This window comes from Cellvibrio polysaccharolyticus (assembly GCF_015182315.1).
GTDB classification, from domain to species: Bacteria; Pseudomonadota; Gammaproteobacteria; order Pseudomonadales; family Cellvibrionaceae; genus Cellvibrio; species Cellvibrio polysaccharolyticus.
Genome location: NZ_PRDL01000001.1, coordinates 3573148 through 3589908 on the forward strand (window position 1 = coordinate 3573148; position 16761 = coordinate 3589908).

The 16761-nt window shown below is 52.6% G+C and carries 14 protein-coding genes, 1 tRNA gene and 1 other annotated feature; of the genes, 9 read left to right on the forward strand and 6 right to left on the reverse strand.

Annotation, left to right across the window (positions count from 1 at the left end):
- Positions 1–54: 54 nt before the first annotated feature.
- Positions 55–699, reverse strand: coding sequence for a TorF family putative porin (locus tag C4F51_RS15065; RefSeq protein WP_193911180.1), 645 nt, complete (start codon positions 697–699; stop codon positions 55–57).
- Between the two features lie 250 nt (positions 700–949).
- The gene (locus C4F51_RS15070; RefSeq protein ID WP_193911183.1) at positions 950–1894 is read right to left on the reverse strand and encodes a DMT family transporter; all 945 of its coding nucleotides are present in this window, start codon (positions 1892–1894) and stop codon (positions 950–952) included.
- Between the two features lie 449 nt (positions 1895–2343).
- Here C4F51_RS15070 and C4F51_RS15075 point away from each other — a divergent pair, with 449 nt between their 5' ends.
- From C4F51_RS15075 to C4F51_RS15090, 4 genes are all read left to right on the forward strand, one after another.
- A complete protein-coding gene (locus C4F51_RS15075) occupies positions 2344–3570 on the forward strand; it encodes a multifunctional CCA addition/repair protein (protein WP_193911185.1) in 1227 nt (408 codons plus the stop codon).
- Positions 3571–3580: 10 nt separating this feature from the next.
- Positions 3581–4336, forward strand: a complete 756-nt coding sequence (locus C4F51_RS15080; RefSeq protein WP_193911187.1) for a pteridine reductase — start codon at positions 3581–3583, stop codon at positions 4334–4336.
- Positions 4337–4383: 47 nt separating this feature from the next.
- The gene (locus tag C4F51_RS15085) at positions 4384–5352 is read left to right on the forward strand and encodes a magnesium transporter CorA family protein (protein ID WP_193911189.1); all 969 of its coding nucleotides are present in this window, start codon (positions 4384–4386) and stop codon (positions 5350–5352) included.
- A gap of 136 nt (positions 5353–5488) precedes the next feature.
- Positions 5489–6985: an acetyl-CoA hydrolase/transferase family protein gene (locus tag C4F51_RS15090; protein WP_193911191.1), complete on the forward strand. Its 1497-nt coding sequence runs from the start codon at positions 5489–5491 to the stop codon at positions 6983–6985.
- Here the strand turns inward: C4F51_RS15090 and folK are convergent.
- The 3 genes from folK to tsaD are packed head-to-tail and all read right to left on the reverse strand — an operon-like array spanning position 6982 to position 8921.
- A complete protein-coding gene (gene folK, locus C4F51_RS15095) occupies positions 6982–7500 on the reverse strand; it encodes a 2-amino-4-hydroxy-6-hydroxymethyldihydropteridine diphosphokinase (protein ID WP_193911193.1) in 519 nt (172 codons plus the stop codon). The genes C4F51_RS15090 and folK overlap by 4 nt on opposite strands.
- The gene (gene folB, locus C4F51_RS15100) at positions 7497–7856 is read right to left on the reverse strand and encodes a dihydroneopterin aldolase (RefSeq protein WP_193911195.1); all 360 of its coding nucleotides are present in this window, start codon (positions 7854–7856) and stop codon (positions 7497–7499) included. The genes folK and folB overlap by 4 nt, the downstream gene beginning before the upstream one ends.
- Positions 7857–7871: 15 nt before the next feature.
- A complete protein-coding gene (gene tsaD, locus C4F51_RS15105) occupies positions 7872–8921 on the reverse strand; it encodes a tRNA (adenosine(37)-N6)-threonylcarbamoyltransferase complex transferase subunit TsaD (protein ID WP_193911197.1) in 1050 nt (349 codons plus the stop codon).
- A 203-nt stretch (positions 8922–9124) separates the two neighbouring features.
- Here tsaD and rpsU point away from each other — a divergent pair, with 203 nt between their 5' ends.
- From rpsU to C4F51_RS15130, 5 genes are all read left to right on the forward strand, one after another.
- Positions 9125–9340, forward strand: a complete 216-nt coding sequence (gene rpsU, locus C4F51_RS15110; RefSeq protein ID WP_193911199.1) for a 30S ribosomal protein S21 — start codon at positions 9125–9127, stop codon at positions 9338–9340.
- Between the two features lie 335 nt (positions 9341–9675).
- Entirely contained in the window at positions 9676–11718 is a 2043-nt protein-coding gene (dnaG, locus tag C4F51_RS15115) for a DNA primase (protein WP_193911201.1), read from the forward strand.
- 118 nt (positions 11719–11836) lie between these two features.
- Positions 11837–13699 carry an RNA polymerase sigma factor RpoD gene (rpoD, locus tag C4F51_RS15120; RefSeq protein WP_193911203.1) on the forward strand — a complete coding sequence of 621 codons (1863 nt, stop codon included), beginning with the start codon at positions 11837–11839 and terminating at the stop codon, positions 13697–13699.
- Between the two features lie 282 nt (positions 13700–13981).
- A tRNA-Ile gene (locus tag C4F51_RS15125) sits at positions 13982–14058 on the forward strand.
- Positions 14059–14441: 383 nt separating this feature from the next.
- A protein-coding gene (locus C4F51_RS15130) for an IS3 family transposase (protein ID WP_193906707.1) occupies positions 14442–15658 on the forward strand; the annotation gives its coding sequence in 2 pieces (ribosomal slippage) (positions 14442–14721 and positions 14721–15658; 1218 coding nt in all).
- Positions 14720–14836: a sequence feature (AL1L pseudoknot), on the forward strand. Its footprint overlaps the gene before it by 117 nt.
- Here C4F51_RS15130 and C4F51_RS15135 read toward each other — a convergent pair.
- The gene (locus C4F51_RS15135) at positions 15646–16749 is read right to left on the reverse strand and encodes an ATP-binding protein (RefSeq protein WP_193911204.1); all 1104 of its coding nucleotides are present in this window, start codon (positions 16747–16749) and stop codon (positions 15646–15648) included. The two genes, C4F51_RS15130 and C4F51_RS15135, sit on opposite strands and share 13 nt — an antisense overlap.
- Positions 16750–16761: the final 12 nt, after the last annotated feature.

The window sequence follows — 16761 nt, forward strand, 5'->3', positions numbered from 1 at the left end:
AAAACAACATCCTTGTAAAGCAGGGAGGCAATTGCCTCCCAACTCGCGGAAAACTTATTTGAAGTCGATTGGCAGAGACAAGCTTACGATAAACTTGGCTTCGTCCGGATAAGCGCCACTGGCATCGTCAACCACTTTACCAACGGTGAAGCTCAGGTTGTCGTTGTACTTGTAGGTCAGGTCGATGTGCGACAGATCATCTTCGTGCTGACCGTAAAGCACGGCAAATTTCTCAAAATCCAGCGCCAGGGTGAAGTAGTTGTAACCGCTGCTGCCCGCTACGTTATCGTAGTAAGTTGCCGCAAAAGGACCGTAACCCAGACCCAGAACCACTTCCGTCAAATCACCTGGAGACAAAGGCTCGCCATCTTTCGGGTCAGCGTAGTTGTAGCTTACAACGCTCAGGCTGTAGTTAAAGTCACCAACCTCACCACCGTAACCGGCATACAGGTCATACTCGGTACCCATGGCTTCGTCACCGGAAGAAGTCCATGCGCCCACAAAGAAACCGCTCACGCTGTAGTTGATGTCAGCAGACAATGCTGCACCGCCACCCAGATCCAGACCACGCCAGTAGTACATGTTAGCAACACCTACCGACGCCGAAACTTCTGCCTGTACAGCCGGAACCATTGCCATGGATGCAAAAGCCGCAGCGGCTACAGTACTGGCCAGTAATTTCTTTTGTATCTTCTTCATGAGTTCTTTCTCCAGGATTGATCTATTTGTGTTTTCAACAGCTCTCGGTTTTTACGAGCAAGCCTGAATGGATAATTGCAGTTAACAAGCCAACTTTAATTTTCCCAACAGAATCATGGAGATAGCATTTAATTTATAAAAAAGACCAGCGCCGATGATTTTGGCGAAGCGCTTTGCTGGTGCACCTTTTATCGCCAAACAAAACACCGGCGCACAATAACAGTGCAATGTTTTGTCGCATTTCACTGCGCTATTTGTAACGATCAATCGTGGCTCTTATTTCATCCGAAACCGTGCTATTCACAGCACCTTGTTTGATGTAAAACTCAAACCACCGGCCAAAATTCCAGGGCGTCAGTAACAGCAGCCCAGCCAGCATAAATACCGCACCACCCAACACATACCAGGTTAAAGGTTCATGCTCCAACCAGTAACCCAGTAGCAAGGCAACCACCGGCGTGATCATGGTGATCAATGACACGCTGCCCGCTGATAACGTTGCCAATAGATAGAAATACAACATGAGCGCCACCAGCGAACCACCCAGCGCCAGATAAATCGTCGCGCTCCAGGCTCTGGTAGAAACGGTGGCTGGCCATTCAAAACCGCTGAACAAAACACACAACCAGATCGCTGGCACCGCCAGTAATAAAGCACCAGTAGACAGCACCAGCGGCGGAAAACGAACCGGTGAATGCGTCAGCGCTACACCACTGAAAGACACCAGCAAGGCAGATAACAGAACCGCCAGCGGCGCCCACACAGGCACATCACCGAATTGCAAAACCGGCCAGAAAATCAGTAGCAACCCGGAAAAAGCCAACAGCAACGCAACTATTTTTTTGCCCGATAAACCACGCCCCTTCCACACCCATTCAACCAACGCCGTAAAAAAAGGCGATACGGCATACAGAAGCGCAATCCAGCCGGAGGGCAACCAGACTGCAGCGCTGTATAAAAGCGGCATTGCCGGAAACAAACTTAGCGCTGCCCAGGCAAAATATTTCCAGGCATTTTTTTTGAAAAGCACGTCACGATAAATCACCAGCACCAGAGGCACGGCAATAAGTGCGGCTAACGACAAACGCAAGGCAACCGCCAGCGGCGCAGCAAAAAATTCACTACTCCACTTCACCGCCAGCGGCGTCGAAGACCACAATAAAATCAGTAATACATACGCGAGCAATAACGGCATGACAGCCTCCCTGAAAATGTCATGTCAGCGCCGTCAAACCCGAAGCCCAAAAACAAAAAAGGCCGCAGGTTTGAAACACTGCGGCCTTTTTTGAAAGAAAAATTAATCAATCATAAAAATCCGCACACGCAATAACGCGCTTGGCTGCCCAGGAGCGGCGGCCAATCGGTTGATGCATAGTGCAGACAATATTCAACATAACGAATTAATCTATGGAAATAACTGAATGATCGACTCTATCCACTTTTTTATTTTTCTACAAGATTTTTTTGAAAAGAGAAAAACTATTTTGAAATAACAAACCGCCCGGAAACCTCACATTTATCCCACACGATGTTGTTGCTCGCACAAGCGTCCCAACATAGCAGCACCAACGCCCCTTTCTATCACTGGAGAATTCCCCCCTGTTGCAGTAGAGTGTTCTGCCCTTTATTCAGAAATACAGGCGTATGAAGATCTTTCTTGTAGGCGGTGCGGTGCGTGACAAACTGCTCGGCTACCCGTCTACCGAAAATGACTGGGTGGTCACCGGCAGCTCGCCCGATGCCATGCAGGCCCTGGGTTACACGCCCGTGGGCAAAGACTTTCCGGTGTTCCTCCACCCCCACACCAAAGAAGAATATGCACTCGCTCGCACCGAGCGCAAAAGCGGCCACGGTTATGGCGGCTTTACCTTTTACTGTGGCGAAAATGTCACCCTGGAAGAAGATTTACGCCGTCGCGATTTGACCATCAACGCGATTGCCGAAACGCCCGAAGGCGAGCTGGTTGACCCCTACGGCGGCCAGCAGGATTTGCAAAACCGCCTGCTTCGCCATGTTGATCCTGCCTTTGCAGAAGACCCCTTGCGCATTTTGCGGGTCGCCCGCTTTGCCGCCCGCTACCACCATCTCGGCTTCACCGTTGCCCCGGAAACGCTGCAACTGATGCAACACATGGTTGATATCGGCGAAGTCGATCACCTGGTGAAAGAGCGCGTCTGGAAAGAAACCGAACGGGCGCTGGGGGAACAGTCCCCCTGGATTTATATCGACCTGCTGCGTCAGTGCGGCGCCCTGAAGGTATTGATGCCCGAAGTCGATGCACTCTTCGGCGTACCGCAAACGGCCACGCATCACCCGGAAATTGACACCGGCATTCACACCCTGCTCAGCCTGCAACAAGCCAGCCTGCTCAGTGAACAAACGCTGATACGCTTTGCGGTGCTTTGCCATGATCTCGGTAAAGGCACCACACCGGAAGCAGAATGGCCGCGCCATATTGCCCATGAAACCCGCAGCCTACCCTTGGTAAAACGGCTGGCAGACCGGCTGGCAGCACCGCGCGAATACCGTGAGCTGGCATTGCTGGTAGCCGAGTTTCACACCCACGCTCACCGCGCACTGGAGTTAAAACCGGCCACCGTTTTAAAAGTTCTCAAAAAACTGGATGCCTTTCGCAGACCCGGCCGCTGGGAAGCCTTTATTCTGTGCTGCGAGGCAGACGCACGCGGCCGCACCGGGTTTGAACAGCGGGACTACCCGCAGGCCGACTACCTGCGCGCGGCGCTGACACACTGCCAGCAAATTGATGCCAAAGCGATTGCCGCCGCCGGTTACACCGGCGCAGCCTTTGGCGAAGAAATTGATAAGCAACGCCTGCAACAACTCACGGCGTTGAAAGAAAAAAATCATTGAGTTGCCCTGCATGATCACCACCCATAACGCAAACCCCGTTGTTCTGATTACCGGTGCCGGTCGCCGCATTGGCGCTACCCTCGCCGGGGAATTGCACAGCGACGGCTTTAACCTGGTACTGCACTACCGGCGATCACGCAGCGAAACTGAAGCGCTGGCGCAAACGCTAAATCAGCGTCGCCCCGACTCGGCCATCGCGCTGCCAGCAGACCTTAACAACACCGATGCCCTGACAGAACTTGCCCGGCTCGCCAGCAGCCACTGGGGACGCCTGGACGTACTGATCAACAATGCATCGGCCTTCTACCCCACGCCGCTGGGAAATGTCACCAGTGACACCTGGGACGATTTGATTGGCAGCAACCTCAAAGCTCCTTTTTTTCTCGCACAGGCACTGCTCCTGGCATTGAAACAGCAACAGGGCTGCATCATTAATATCGCCGACATCTATGCCGAAAAACCGCTAAAAGAACACACCGTGTATTGCATTGCCAAAGCGGGCAACGTGATGCTCACCAAGTCGCTGGCACAAGAGCTGGCACCGGATATTCGCGTTAACGGCATTGCCCCCGGCGCTATTTTCTGGCCGGAAAATGTGCAACAGGACAACACCGATTACATCAACCACCTTTTGCATAAAATACCGCTGCAACGTCGCGGCCAGGCCGCCGATATTGCCCGTACGGTTCGCTTTCTCATCAGCGATGCCCCCTACATTACCGGGCAAATTATCGCCGTGGATGGCGGACGTAACCTCCATATCTGAGCCATACTGATGGCAGCTCGTCACTCTGAATACAACGGAAAAACACCATGATAAGAACCCAGTTAATCACCGCGACCGGTGAATACTTTCAGGGCGCCGAAGAATTGATTGAACGCTGGCAAAATGATTCCGGCAGTTATTTATGGATTGATCTGGAAAATGAAGCACCGGCAAAAGAAAGTGCGCTGCTCGAATCCATGGACTGCCACCCGCTCGCTATTGAAGACGTGCAGCGCTTTCGCCACCCGCCCAAAACCGAGGATTTTGATGATCACACTCTGATCCTCTACCGCGGTATTACCCAATTCAATCCCGATCTCACCATTGAGCAAATGTCGATTGCGCTGTTTGCCAAAGAGCGCTGTCTGATCAGCTGCCACCCACAGCCCTCAACCGGCGTTAATTATTGGTGGAATCACGCCGCGCAAAGCGACATGTTGCGTAGCCCCGGTTTGCTGGCATCGCGCATCATGCTGTTTTCTGTAGGCCGCTATCTGGATGCCATTCTGGAATTCGAACCATCGCTGAATGATCTTGAAGACGGCATGCAGGAGCGCCCCAATGACGACATGTTGCGCGAACTGATTGCCTACCAATCACGGCTGCGCAAACTCAAGCGTATTTTTAACTACCACGAACGGCTGGCATACAATCTGCTGAAAGATATTCCGGCACGCTGGCACGCCGAAGACGGCGATATTGAACACGCCCTGCAGGATTTGTTTGAGCGCTGCGAACGTCTGCATGGCCTTTGCGCAATGTATTACGATATTTGCGGTGACCTGATCAACGGCTACCTTTCCATTGCATCGCATCGCCTGAACGACACCATGCGCATTCTCACGGTGATTACCGCGATTTTTGTACCACTGACTTTTATTGCCGGTATTTACGGCATGAACTTCGTCAACATGCCGGAGTTGCAATGGCAGTACGGTTATTTTTACGCCTGGGGTTTTATGTTGTTTACCGCCAGTATTTTCGGCTGGTTTGCCTGGAAAAAATGGCTGCAGTAATGCAGCCCCTTCGCTACATCTACCGCTAAAGAAGTAGCTCAACTACCCACCAGGTAAATGACGCCGGTAATTCTGTATAAAAACCACGTTGCAAAGCATAAAATCGATTTATCCCGTGTAAATCAGAGTGTGTTTAATGCATCAACAAGCTATTCGCCGCCCCGAGTTATTGAGCAAAGTGATGTCGGCCGACGCGGCCGCAGAATTGATCAAGGATGGCATGACCGTCGGCATGAGTGGCTTTACCCGCGCCGGTGAAGCCAAAGCCGTACCCAGGGCTCTGGCCATCAAAGCGCTGGCCTCACCGCTGAAAATCACCCTGATGACCGGTGCATCACTCGGCAACGACCTCGACAAACAACTTACCGAAGCCGGTGTACTGGCCCGCCGAATGCCATTCCAGGTTGACAACACCTTGCGCAAGGCCATCAACAACGGACAGGTCATGTTTATTGATCAGCACCTGTCAGAAACCGTTGAGCTATTACGCAACCATCAATTGAAGTTGCCGGATATTGCCGTTATCGAAGCGGTCGCCATTACCGAAGAGGGCCACATAGTACCCACCACATCAGTCGGCAACTCGGCCAGTTTTGCGGTGTTTGCCAAACAGATTATTGTGGAAATCAATACCGCACATCACCCGAACCTCGAAGGCCTGCACGACATTTATATCCCCACCTACCGCCCCACCCGCACGCCCTTGCCACTCACGCAGGTAGATGACCGAATCGGCAGCAGCGCGATTGCGATTGACCCGGCAAAAATTGTTGCCATTGTTTATTCCGAACAACCGGACTCCCCGTCAACCATCTTGCCACCGGATGCGGAAACCCGGGCAATTGCCGATCATTTAATCGATTTTTTTGAAAACGAAGTGGCAGAAAAACGGCTTGGTAAAAACCTCGCGCCGTTGCAGGCAGGTATTGGCTCTATTGCCAATTCGGTGATGAACGGTTTGTTGAATTCTTCGTTTGAAGATCTGGTGATGTATTCCGAAGTGTTGCAGGACTCTACCTTTGATTTGATTGACGCCGGCAAAATGCGCTTTGCCTCAGCCAGCTCTATCACGCTCTCTGCGGAGTGTAATGCGAGGGTGTTCGGTAACTTTGAAAACTACAAAAACAAACTGGTTTTACGCCCCCAGGAAATTTCCAATCACCCGGAAATTGTGCGCCGACTGGGTGTTATTGCGGTAAACACCGCGCTGGAATTTGATATTTATGCCAACGTCAATTCCACGCATGTGTGCGGTACAAAAATGATGAATGGCATTGGCGGCTCGGGGGATTTTGCCCGCAATGCCCACCTGTCCATTTTCGTGACCAAATCGACGGCTAAAAACGGGGCAATTTCTTCGGTTGTGCCCTTCGCCAGCCACGTTGATCACAATGAACACGATGTGGATATTCTGGTTACCGAAATGGGGCTGGCAGATTTGCGCGGGCTCGCGCCAAGAGAAAGAGCTCAGCTGATTATTTCCAACTGCGTGCATCCGGATTTTCAAGCCGCGCTACAGGATTATTTTGACCGCGCCTGCCAGCGCGGCGGCCACACACCGCACATTCTGGAAGAAGCCTTATCCTGGCATGTGCGGCTGGAAGAAACCGGAACGATGAAAAAGCCGGGTTAATTCCCGGCTTTCGATACCTGCCGTTCACGCCAGGTAAAATCAACCCGCCACAGTGACTGCGACGCTTTGTCGTAGCTTCCCCACAGCGCATCATAAGTGCCCAACAACGCAGGATGCTTTTCGCTGCCCGCGATTTCTGCCAGCGGCAATAGCACAAACGCATTTTTGGTAATTTCCGTGCGCGGCAATTCAACACCGTGCTCCACGCCAACAAAATCACCGTAGGTGAGAATATCGATATCCAGAGTCCGCGGGCTGAACTTCGGGCCGCTGCGCACCCGGCCGTTATCATTTTCAATTTGTTTCAGTTGGTCTGATAGCGCGGCAATGGGCAAATCGGTATCTACACCCACCACCAGATTGAAAAAATTACTGCCATCAAAACCGACCGATTTACTTTCGTAAACCGGTGAAATCATCAGTTCACCAAAGGCATCTGCCAGGGCATCCAGCGCCGCGTGAATATGCTGGTGGCGATGAATATTGCTGCCCAGGCTCAGGTAGACTCGTGTCATTCGGGTTTGACTCCACGCTCGATAATCAAACCGACATCCTGAGCACCGCGCACCGCACCGGGCTTGCTCAAACGCAAACGCAGCCAGGGCACATCAAACTCTTGCAATACAATCGCCGCCAATTCTTCGGCCAGCGACTCAACCAGCAACGCATTGCGATTTTCAACGTAGGCAATCACCCGCTTGGAAACGGCTTTGTAATTCAGCGCGTATTGAATATCGTCGGTGGCCGCCGCCTGGCGAATGTCAGAGGCCATTTCCAGGTCAATGCTGACCGTTTGTTTGACCTGACGCTCCCAGTCGTAAATACCAATGATGGTTTCAATGCGCAGATCGCGAATATAAACAATATCCATAACCGGACTCAGTTATTACAGGGAAGAGGAAACACCGTCCAGCGGCGAGAGAGAATCGAGCGGCCAGCGGGCGCGCACATTAACCGCCAGCGGCTCCTGCTGACCAGCCAGTAAACGCTGGCAGCCGGCATAGGCGATCATCGCCCCGTTGTCGGTACAGAATTCATGGCGGGCGTAGAATACTTTGGCGCCGATTTTCGCCAGCGCCTGTTCCAGGTCAGCGCGCAATTTTTTGTTAGCGGAAACGCCACCGGCAATCACCAGGGTTTTCATGCCGGTGTGCTCCAGCGCGCGGCGGCATTTCACCACCAGCGTACTGACTACCGCCGTTTGAAAGGCATTGGCGATATCGGCGCAGGTTTGTTGGTCGGGCAAACCGTCTGCCAGTGCGTGTGCCGCCACGGTATTCAGGGTGTAGGTTTTCAAACCGCTGAAACTGAAATCCAGCCCCGGGCGATCAACCATCGGACGCGGGAAGACAAAACGCCCATCTTCGCCCTGCTCCGCCAATTTGGCGACTTGCGGACCGCCCGGGTAATCGAGATCCAGCATTCGCGCCGCTTTGTCAAAAGCTTCACCGGCAGCATCGTCCAGCGACTCGCCCAGCAGCTCGTAACGGCCAATCGCATCAACCCGCACCAATTGGGTGTGCCCGCCGGAAACCAGCAGCGCAACGAACGGAAAGGCCGGTGGCTGCGCTTCCAGCATGGGGGCTAGCAAATGCCCCTCCATGTGGTGTACACCCACCGCAGGCACCTTCCAGGCGTACGCCAGCGAGCGCGACAGGGTTGCCCCTACCATCAGCGCGCCGATCAGGCCCGGCCCTGCGGTATAGGCCACCCCGTCGATCCCGGCGGGGGTAGAGCCACTCTCGGCCATCACCTGCTGAATTAGCGGCAATAACTTGCGTACGTGATCCCGCGAGGCCAGCTCGGGCACCACACCACCGTATTCGGCGTGGATGTCAATCTGACTGTAAAGCGCATGGGCCAGCAGCCCGCGCTCACTGTCATAAACCGCCACACCGGTTTCGTCACAGGAGGTTTCAATACCTAAAACACGCATAACCACAGAATTTCCGGCCGGATAAAAGCCGCTATGATAAAGCTGCCGGCAGCGCCCGACCAGTTAAAATTCGCCACTTGCTGCTCATAAAAGCGCCACACGGTTGCAGCGGCAAAAAGAAATGTATAGAATCTGCGCCCCTCGGAGCCCTGGATGCACACTTGCACCTGTGGGGTATAGACACGACAGTTACAGGTAATGACATGCCATCAGTAAAACTCAAAGAAAACGAACCATTTGACGTAGCTTTGCGCCGTTTCAAGCGCGCCTGTGAAAAAGCCGGCATCCTGGCCGACGTTCGCGCTCGCGAAGCTTATGAAAAACCCACCACTGTACGTAAGCGTAATGCTGCTGCTGCAGTAAAGCGTCACGCCAAGAAAGTTCAGCGCGAATCCAAGAAGTTTACTCGCCTGTATTGATTCCTGGTTTTGGGGCGTAATGCCTCAACGGACTCCGGACGACTGCCCGCTCGATAGCAGAGCAACCAACAGCGTCAACTGCCGAATGTGATACCCCGAAAAACCGCTTTATCGCGCAGGCGATAACAAGCGGTTTTTGCTATTTGCCAAATTGGCTCACAGCGTGCGAAAGCCGGCAACGGTTAACGCACCGGATCTTTCACATTCGTCTCACCGCCCGCCAGCAAGTGTTATGCTTGATTGCGGCTGTGCCATCCCGTTGCCTTTGGCAAACCGGCAGGCAAGCGCCTCAATGACCGATAACACCAACCGAACTCCGTGAACGAAAAAACTCCATGGCTGGCCTGATTCCACAGCAATTTATCGACACCCTGCTCGACCGCGTCGACATCGTCGAAGTGGTGGATCATCGCGTCAAGCTGAAAAAATCCGGCAAAAATTACAGCGCCTGCTGCCCGTTTCACGAAGAACGCACCCCCTCATTTACCGTCAGCCCCGACAAACAGTTTTATTACTGCTTTGGCTGTGGTGCCAGCGGCAATGCGCTCGGCTTTATCATCGACTACGAGCGGCTCGCGTTTCCCGATGCGGTAGAACAACTGGCGCGCCTCGCCGGCCTTGAAGTGCCCCGCGAAGCGCGGACCGAAGCGCAAACCCGCAAGGAAGAAGAAAAGCGCAGCATTTACACCCTGCTGGAAAAAGCCGATCAGTTTTATCAATCGCAACTGCGCCAGCACCCCAGCAAACATGTCGCCGTTAACTACCTGAAAGGTCGCGGCCTGGATGGCAAAATTGCCCGTGAATACGGCGTAGGCTTTGCGCCACCCGGCTGGGACAACCTGCTCAAAGCGCTGGCAACCAACGATGAAGACAAGCATCTGCTGATTGAAGGCGGCATGCTGATTCATCAGCCCGACGAAAAGAAAATTTACGACCGCTTTCGCCACCGCATCATGTTCCCGATCCGCGACACCCGCGGGCGGGTTATCGGCTTTGGCGGGCGCGTACTGGGCGACGACAAACCCAAGTACCTGAACTCCCCGGAAACCCCGGTATTCCACAAAGGCCAGGAACTCTACGGGCTGTTTGAAGCGCGCAAAGCCCACCGCGACCTGCCCCGCCTGCTGGTGGTAGAAGGCTATATGGACGTGGTGAGCCTGGCGCAATTCGGCATTCATTATGCCGTGGCCACACTCGGCACCGCCTGCGGCGAAGAGCACCTCAACCGCGCGTTTCGCTACACCAGCGAAGTGGTTTTTTGTTTCGACGGCGACAAAGCCGGCCGCACCGCCGCCCAGCGCGCCCTGGAAAGCACCCTCGGCAGCATGACCGACGGCCGCCAGGTAAAGTTTCTGTTTTTACCTGACGGCGAAGACCCGGACACCCTGGTGCGTCAGGTCGGCCCGGAAAAGTTTACCCGCATGATCGAGATGGCCGTGCCGCTCGAAGATTACCTTTTCGACGCCATCGCCGAAGGGCTGAACATTCGCAGCATGGAAGGTCGCGCCACCTTCAGCAAACGCGCCGCGCCGCTGCTCGACAAGCTCCCCAAAGGGGTTTTTCGCGAGCTGATGTTTGAAAGCCTGGCAACCCGCACCGGCCTCAGCCGCAGCGTGCTCCAGGAGCTGGTCAGCACCCAGGAAAAGCCACTCGCTCAAATTGAAACATCTGAATTAACAAGCAAAAACCCGATAGCGAGCACTCACAAACCGAAACAACAGCCACCGACATTCGCCCCACCGCAAATGCCGGATTACACGCCCGCGTACTACGGCGATTACGACGATCCCGGCTACCCATCGCCACCGGCCGATTACCAGGGATACTACGAATCCGCACCCGCGCCAGGGCAGCGACAAAAGCAACTCACGCTGGCCGCCCATCCGGAAAAGCGCTATCGCATGCCGCCGGTTCGCAAAGCCATTGCCCTGTTGCTGATGCACACCGGGCTGGCAGCTCACGAACCGGAGCATGATCGCTGGCTGCAAAACGACGATGAAGACCTGGTGATGCTGGGGCAACTGCTCAAACTTCTGCACGAGCGCCCGCACTACCAGCTATCCCATATCATCGGCTACTGGCGCGCCATGTACGGCGCCGAAAGCACCGAACAACTGGCCGCTATTGCCGGGCACGACCTGCTACAAGCCACCCGCGCCATGGCACAGCAACGGGAAGACAAAGCCATTAAAGCCGACTACGACGCCCAGGCCGCCTTTTGTGATTGCATAGGGAACCTTTATCGCCAGGAAGACACCAAACGAAGCAATCTAATGTTGGAAAAGCTGCGCAACGCCAACACAGCGCAAATGACAAAGGAAGAGCGGGAACAGCTGGTCAGGGAGCTTTTGGCCACAAAAACCAAACTGCCCTCCTGAATCACCACTTTTTCTCTCAAAACCAGCGGAAACACTGGTATTTCTGGAATAACAAGCAGCGTTTGGAGTATAATCCGCCGCTTTGTAATTATTACCTCACGTTCTTACAGGGTCTCGAATGTCAGACGACGCTCAACAGCAACAATCTCGTATTAAAGAACTGATCGCCCGCGGTAAAGAGCAGGGCTACCTGACTTATGCCGAGGTTAACGATCACCTTCCGGAAGATATTTCCGATCCCGATCAGGTCGAAGACATCATCCAGATGATCAACGACATGGGCATCCGCGTTTACGAAACCGCGCCGGACGCCGACACCCTGTTAATGACCGACGGCGATTCTGCTGCTGACGAGATTGCCGCCGCAGAAGCTGCTGCCGCTCTCGCCGCCGTAGAAACCGAAGCCGGCCGCACAACAGACCCGGTGCGCATGTACATGCGCGAAATGGGTACCGTTGAACTGCTTACCCGCGAAGGCGAAATCGTCATTGCCAAGCGCATCGAAGAAGGTGTGCGCGAGCTGATGCACGCCCTCGCCTACTGGCCAGGTGCCGTTCGTCAAATCCTCGACGAATACGCCCTGGTTGAAAAAGAAGAGCGCCGCCTGGCCGATGTTATTATCGGCTGGCTCGACCCCACCGAAGACGTTCCTCCGCCCACCGCCGACGTAGAAGAAGTCCCGGCCGTCGCCAGCAATGCTAAAAAAGCAGCTGACGATGACGAAGACGAAGAAAGCGAAGCGAGCGACGAGGAAGAAGAAGCGGTATCCGGTGTAGACCCGGAAGAAGCCCGCGCCCGCTTCGGAGCCCTGAGAGATCAGCTGGACAAGGCCGAAAAAGCCATTGCCAAACATGGCCGCGATGCCAAGCAGGTAGAAAAAGAACTGAGCGCCCTCGGCGACCTGTTCAAATTCTTCAAACTGCCACCGCGTCAGTTTGACCCCATCTACACCGGCGTCCGCGATGTACTGGAAAGCGTTCGCAAACAAGAGCGTGTGATTATGGATCTGTGTATTCGCAGAGCCCACATGCCACGCAAAACCTTTATCAAGGAATTTCCGGGCAACGAAACTGACGTAACCTGGATTCCGGAAATTATCCGCAAGAAGCGCGACTACTCCGAAGGCATGAAAGCTTTTGAAGAGAAAATTGTCGACGCCCAGCGTAGCCTGATCCAAATTGAAACTGACTCGTCCGTTTCTCTGGCGCACATCAAGGACATCAACCGTCGCATGTCGATCGGTGAAGCCCGTGCCCGTCGCGCCAAAAAGGAAATGGTTGAAGCCAACTTGCGTCTGGTTATTTCTATCGCCAAAAAATACACCAACCGCGGTTTGCAATTCCTCGACCTCATTCAGGAAGGCAACATCGGCCTGATGAAAGCGGTAGACAAGTTTGAATACCGTCGCGGCTACAAGTTCTCGACCTACGCCACCTGGTGGATTCGTCAGGCGATTACCCGCTCGATTGCCGACCAGGCACGCACCATCCGTATTCCGGTACACATGATTGAGACCATCAACAAACTCAACCGTGTCTCCCGTCAGATGCTGCAGGAAATGGGTCGCGAACCAACACCGGAAGAACTGGGTATCCGTATGGATATGCCGGAAGACAAGGTGCGCAAGGTACTGAAAATTGCCAAAGAGCCGATCTCCATGGAGACGCCGATTGGTGACGACGAAGATTCACATCTGGGCGACTTTATCGAAGACACCACCATTATTTCACCGGTGGAATCTGCGACGATTGAAGGCCTGACTGAAGCGACCCGCGAAGTACTCGCCGGCCTCACCGCCCGTGAAGCCAAGGTACTGCGTATGCGTTTCGGTATTGATATGAACACCGATCACACACTGGAAGAAGTCGGCAAGCAATTCGACGTAACCCGTGAGCGTATCCGCCAGATCGAAGCGAAAGCGTTGCGCAAACTGCGTCACCCTTCCCGCTCCGACCACCTGCGCAGCTTCCTGGACGAATAATCCCGGCAGCCAACAAACGAAGAAGCCCGCAAATGCGGGCTTTTTTGTGTCTTTCAATCCTCGGTTACCACCTTTCGACGCCCTGCCGGAGCAACATCAAAGATAACTCCCGACCACTTTTTGTGGGCGCTTACTTACCGCTAAAACCGTGTATTTAAGCGGGCAAAAATACAGAAATACCAGAGAAATCAACAACTTCACAAGTTGGCAGTAAAAGCTGGTCATCGCCCTCGCTTCACCTTATAATGCCACCCGCTGCAACTTTCGCAGCCCCCGTACTCCGGGCCTATAGCTCAGTTGGTTAGAGCATCCGACTCATAATCGGCAGGTCGCTGGTTCAAGTCCAGCTGGGCCCACCATTTATCTCCTTGCGATACATACCTGTTCTTGACACCATAGCTTGGCCATTTTGGCCAATGTATCGTGTATTAGTACACCCGAAATGGCCATAATTAAAAGCACCAACTGCCAAGAAGAAAAATTCTTGCAGCATACCCCACCGCCAATTGGCAAACAGACTTCTGCACTTGTTAAATCCAGCTAACTAGTTGCAATGGTGTAGTAAATTATCAGACCCCAGCAGTGTGCAGATTCAATTCTTCTCTCGAACTCTCCCCAGACAAAGTTTCGTGATTGCAATATCGAATTAACCCTTTACTATCCAATATCCTGAATAATTAGCTTTATGTTATTGAATCGCTCCGGGTTTGTCGGAGGCTAACTTTCTTGAGAGAATTAACCTATGAAAAAGAGACCCGGATATTCACCTGAAACGCGTGAACGAGCTGTAAGGCTTGTGCTCACCACCGAACAAGATCACAGCTCGCGCTGGGCGGCGATCACTTCTGTTGCCGGCAAGATTGGCTGTACACCTGAAACACTCCGTGCATGGATAAACCGAATCGAATCCAATAGCGCCGCTCCCGACACTGCAAACGTTACCGAATCCGAGCGAGTTAAAGCCTTGGAGCGCGAGAACCGTGAACTCAAACGTGCGAATGAAATCCTGCGTTTAGCCTCGGCTTTTTTTGCCCAGGCGGAGCTCGACCGCAAACCGAAACTCTAATCCACTTTGTTGATGCCCATAAAAGTGTTTTTGGTGTCGAGCCGATTTGTCAGCAGTTACAGATTGCACCATCAACGTATTATCGGCACAAGCAATTGGAGAAAACACCCGAGTTGCGGGCGCGGCGAATTCAGCAGGATGAGCGTTTAGTCGTTGAAATACAGCGTGTTTGGACTGAGAGTAATCGCAATTATGGTGCGCGAAAAATCTGGAAACAACTGCGTAGAGAGGGGTTTGATGTGGCTCGTTGTACCGTTGAGCGGCTCATGCGTCAATTGGGTATTGAAGGTGTGCGTCGTGGCAAAAAGTGTAAAACAACGATCCCCGATCACAAGGCACATTGCCCGCAAGATCTGGTTAACCGTCACTTTAAAGCGGACAAGCCAAATCAACTTTGGGTTGCCGACATTACTTACGTCGCCACCTGGTCAGGCTTTGTCTATGTCGCCTTTGTAATCGATGTATTTTCACGTCGCATTGTTGGTTGGCGAGCGATGACGACAATGCAGGCGGATTTAATTCTGGATGCATTGGAGCAGGCATTGTGGGCAAGAGGAAAACCGCGTGGCGTGATTCATCACAGTGACAGGGGCAGCCAATATTTATCCATCAGCTACACCGAACGCCTTGCTGAGGCAGGATTTAATGCGTCGGTTGGGAGCGTGGGCGATTCTTACGATAACGCCTTAGCTGAAACGATTAATGGACTCTACAAAACCGAGGTTATCCATAAGAGCGCACCGTGGAAAAATCTTGATGCTGTGGAGATGGCGACACTTGTATGGGTTGAATGGTTTAATAACCGTCGGCTTCACAGTGCGTTGGGTTATGTGCCGCCAAAGGAGTTCGAGGAATTTTTTTATCAACAAACCGAGTTGGCTCATGTAGCATGACTCAAATTAAACCGCCTCCGAAAAAGTCGGGGCGATTCATGGGTTCCCGTGATAGGGACTAACCCTCGATCTTCAGAAACATTGATGAGTTGACCCTTCGAGTATTCCAAAGCCAATGAGAAAGTTAGCTGCCTAATAACAATGATAACTTTCTCTTTGCTAGCGTGCTCTCGACTACTCTTAAAGCCTAGCCCCCGACCTTTACCAAAGCGACTAACCTCACCAGATGTAAATGCTTTTTGAACGAGCGCAATGTCATTCTCAACAGTTTCCGCTGAAAACTGTGCGTACAACTTCGGATGTTCACTTTGTAACGTTGTTCTCAAAGTAGCGGCAATACCTAAACCAGAGTCGGATATGACTGTTTGAATATGCTTTGGTTTATTATACGGTCGATACACTTGCAGACCTGCTAGTCCAGGTATTTTGGATTCACTGTGATCAGTAACGTTGCCTACAAGCTCTGAAAAAACAGTCTTAGCCGCTAAGAAATAGCTAGCTGAAGAATGTTCTACAAACCTGTCGCCCAAACGAATTACAAGCTCTTTGTTTTGGGTTGGCTGTGCAATTTCTCCTAGTTCGACCAAGGTATCGCTTTTATCCCGATAAGTTTTAGCAGCTGACAAAACGGGCCTTTCAGGAAGACAAGTGACACTTTGATTAAGATAATCAAAGAAGCCATTTCTGCTGAAAAAACCGCGTGTATTAGGACATGCTGTAGTATCCATCACCACATCCTTACCATTCGCAGTAAGCTGATTCGCGAGAGCAAGAAAACGGGCCAATGCTATCAGCAAAAACTTACAATCGATGCCGAATCTAAAGGTGATCTTGTTTGCATCTTTTTGATACGCAAGCTTACCGATAGCACTCTCAAAGGCTTTATCATCAATCCAACCTGTAGCGAAATCAATTTCCACATGCTGAGCCCGTATCAAGCACCATTCATGATTTGAGTTTTTCACAAACGTATCCTGGTTTTTATGAAGAAACGAGTTCACTTGAGACTTATCCAGTCCCAGCTCCTTGGCAATTTGACGTCCTTTCAGGCCTGGTGACCCATTTAACAACTCTGAGACTGCCTTCAGCAAACCATCACTCCT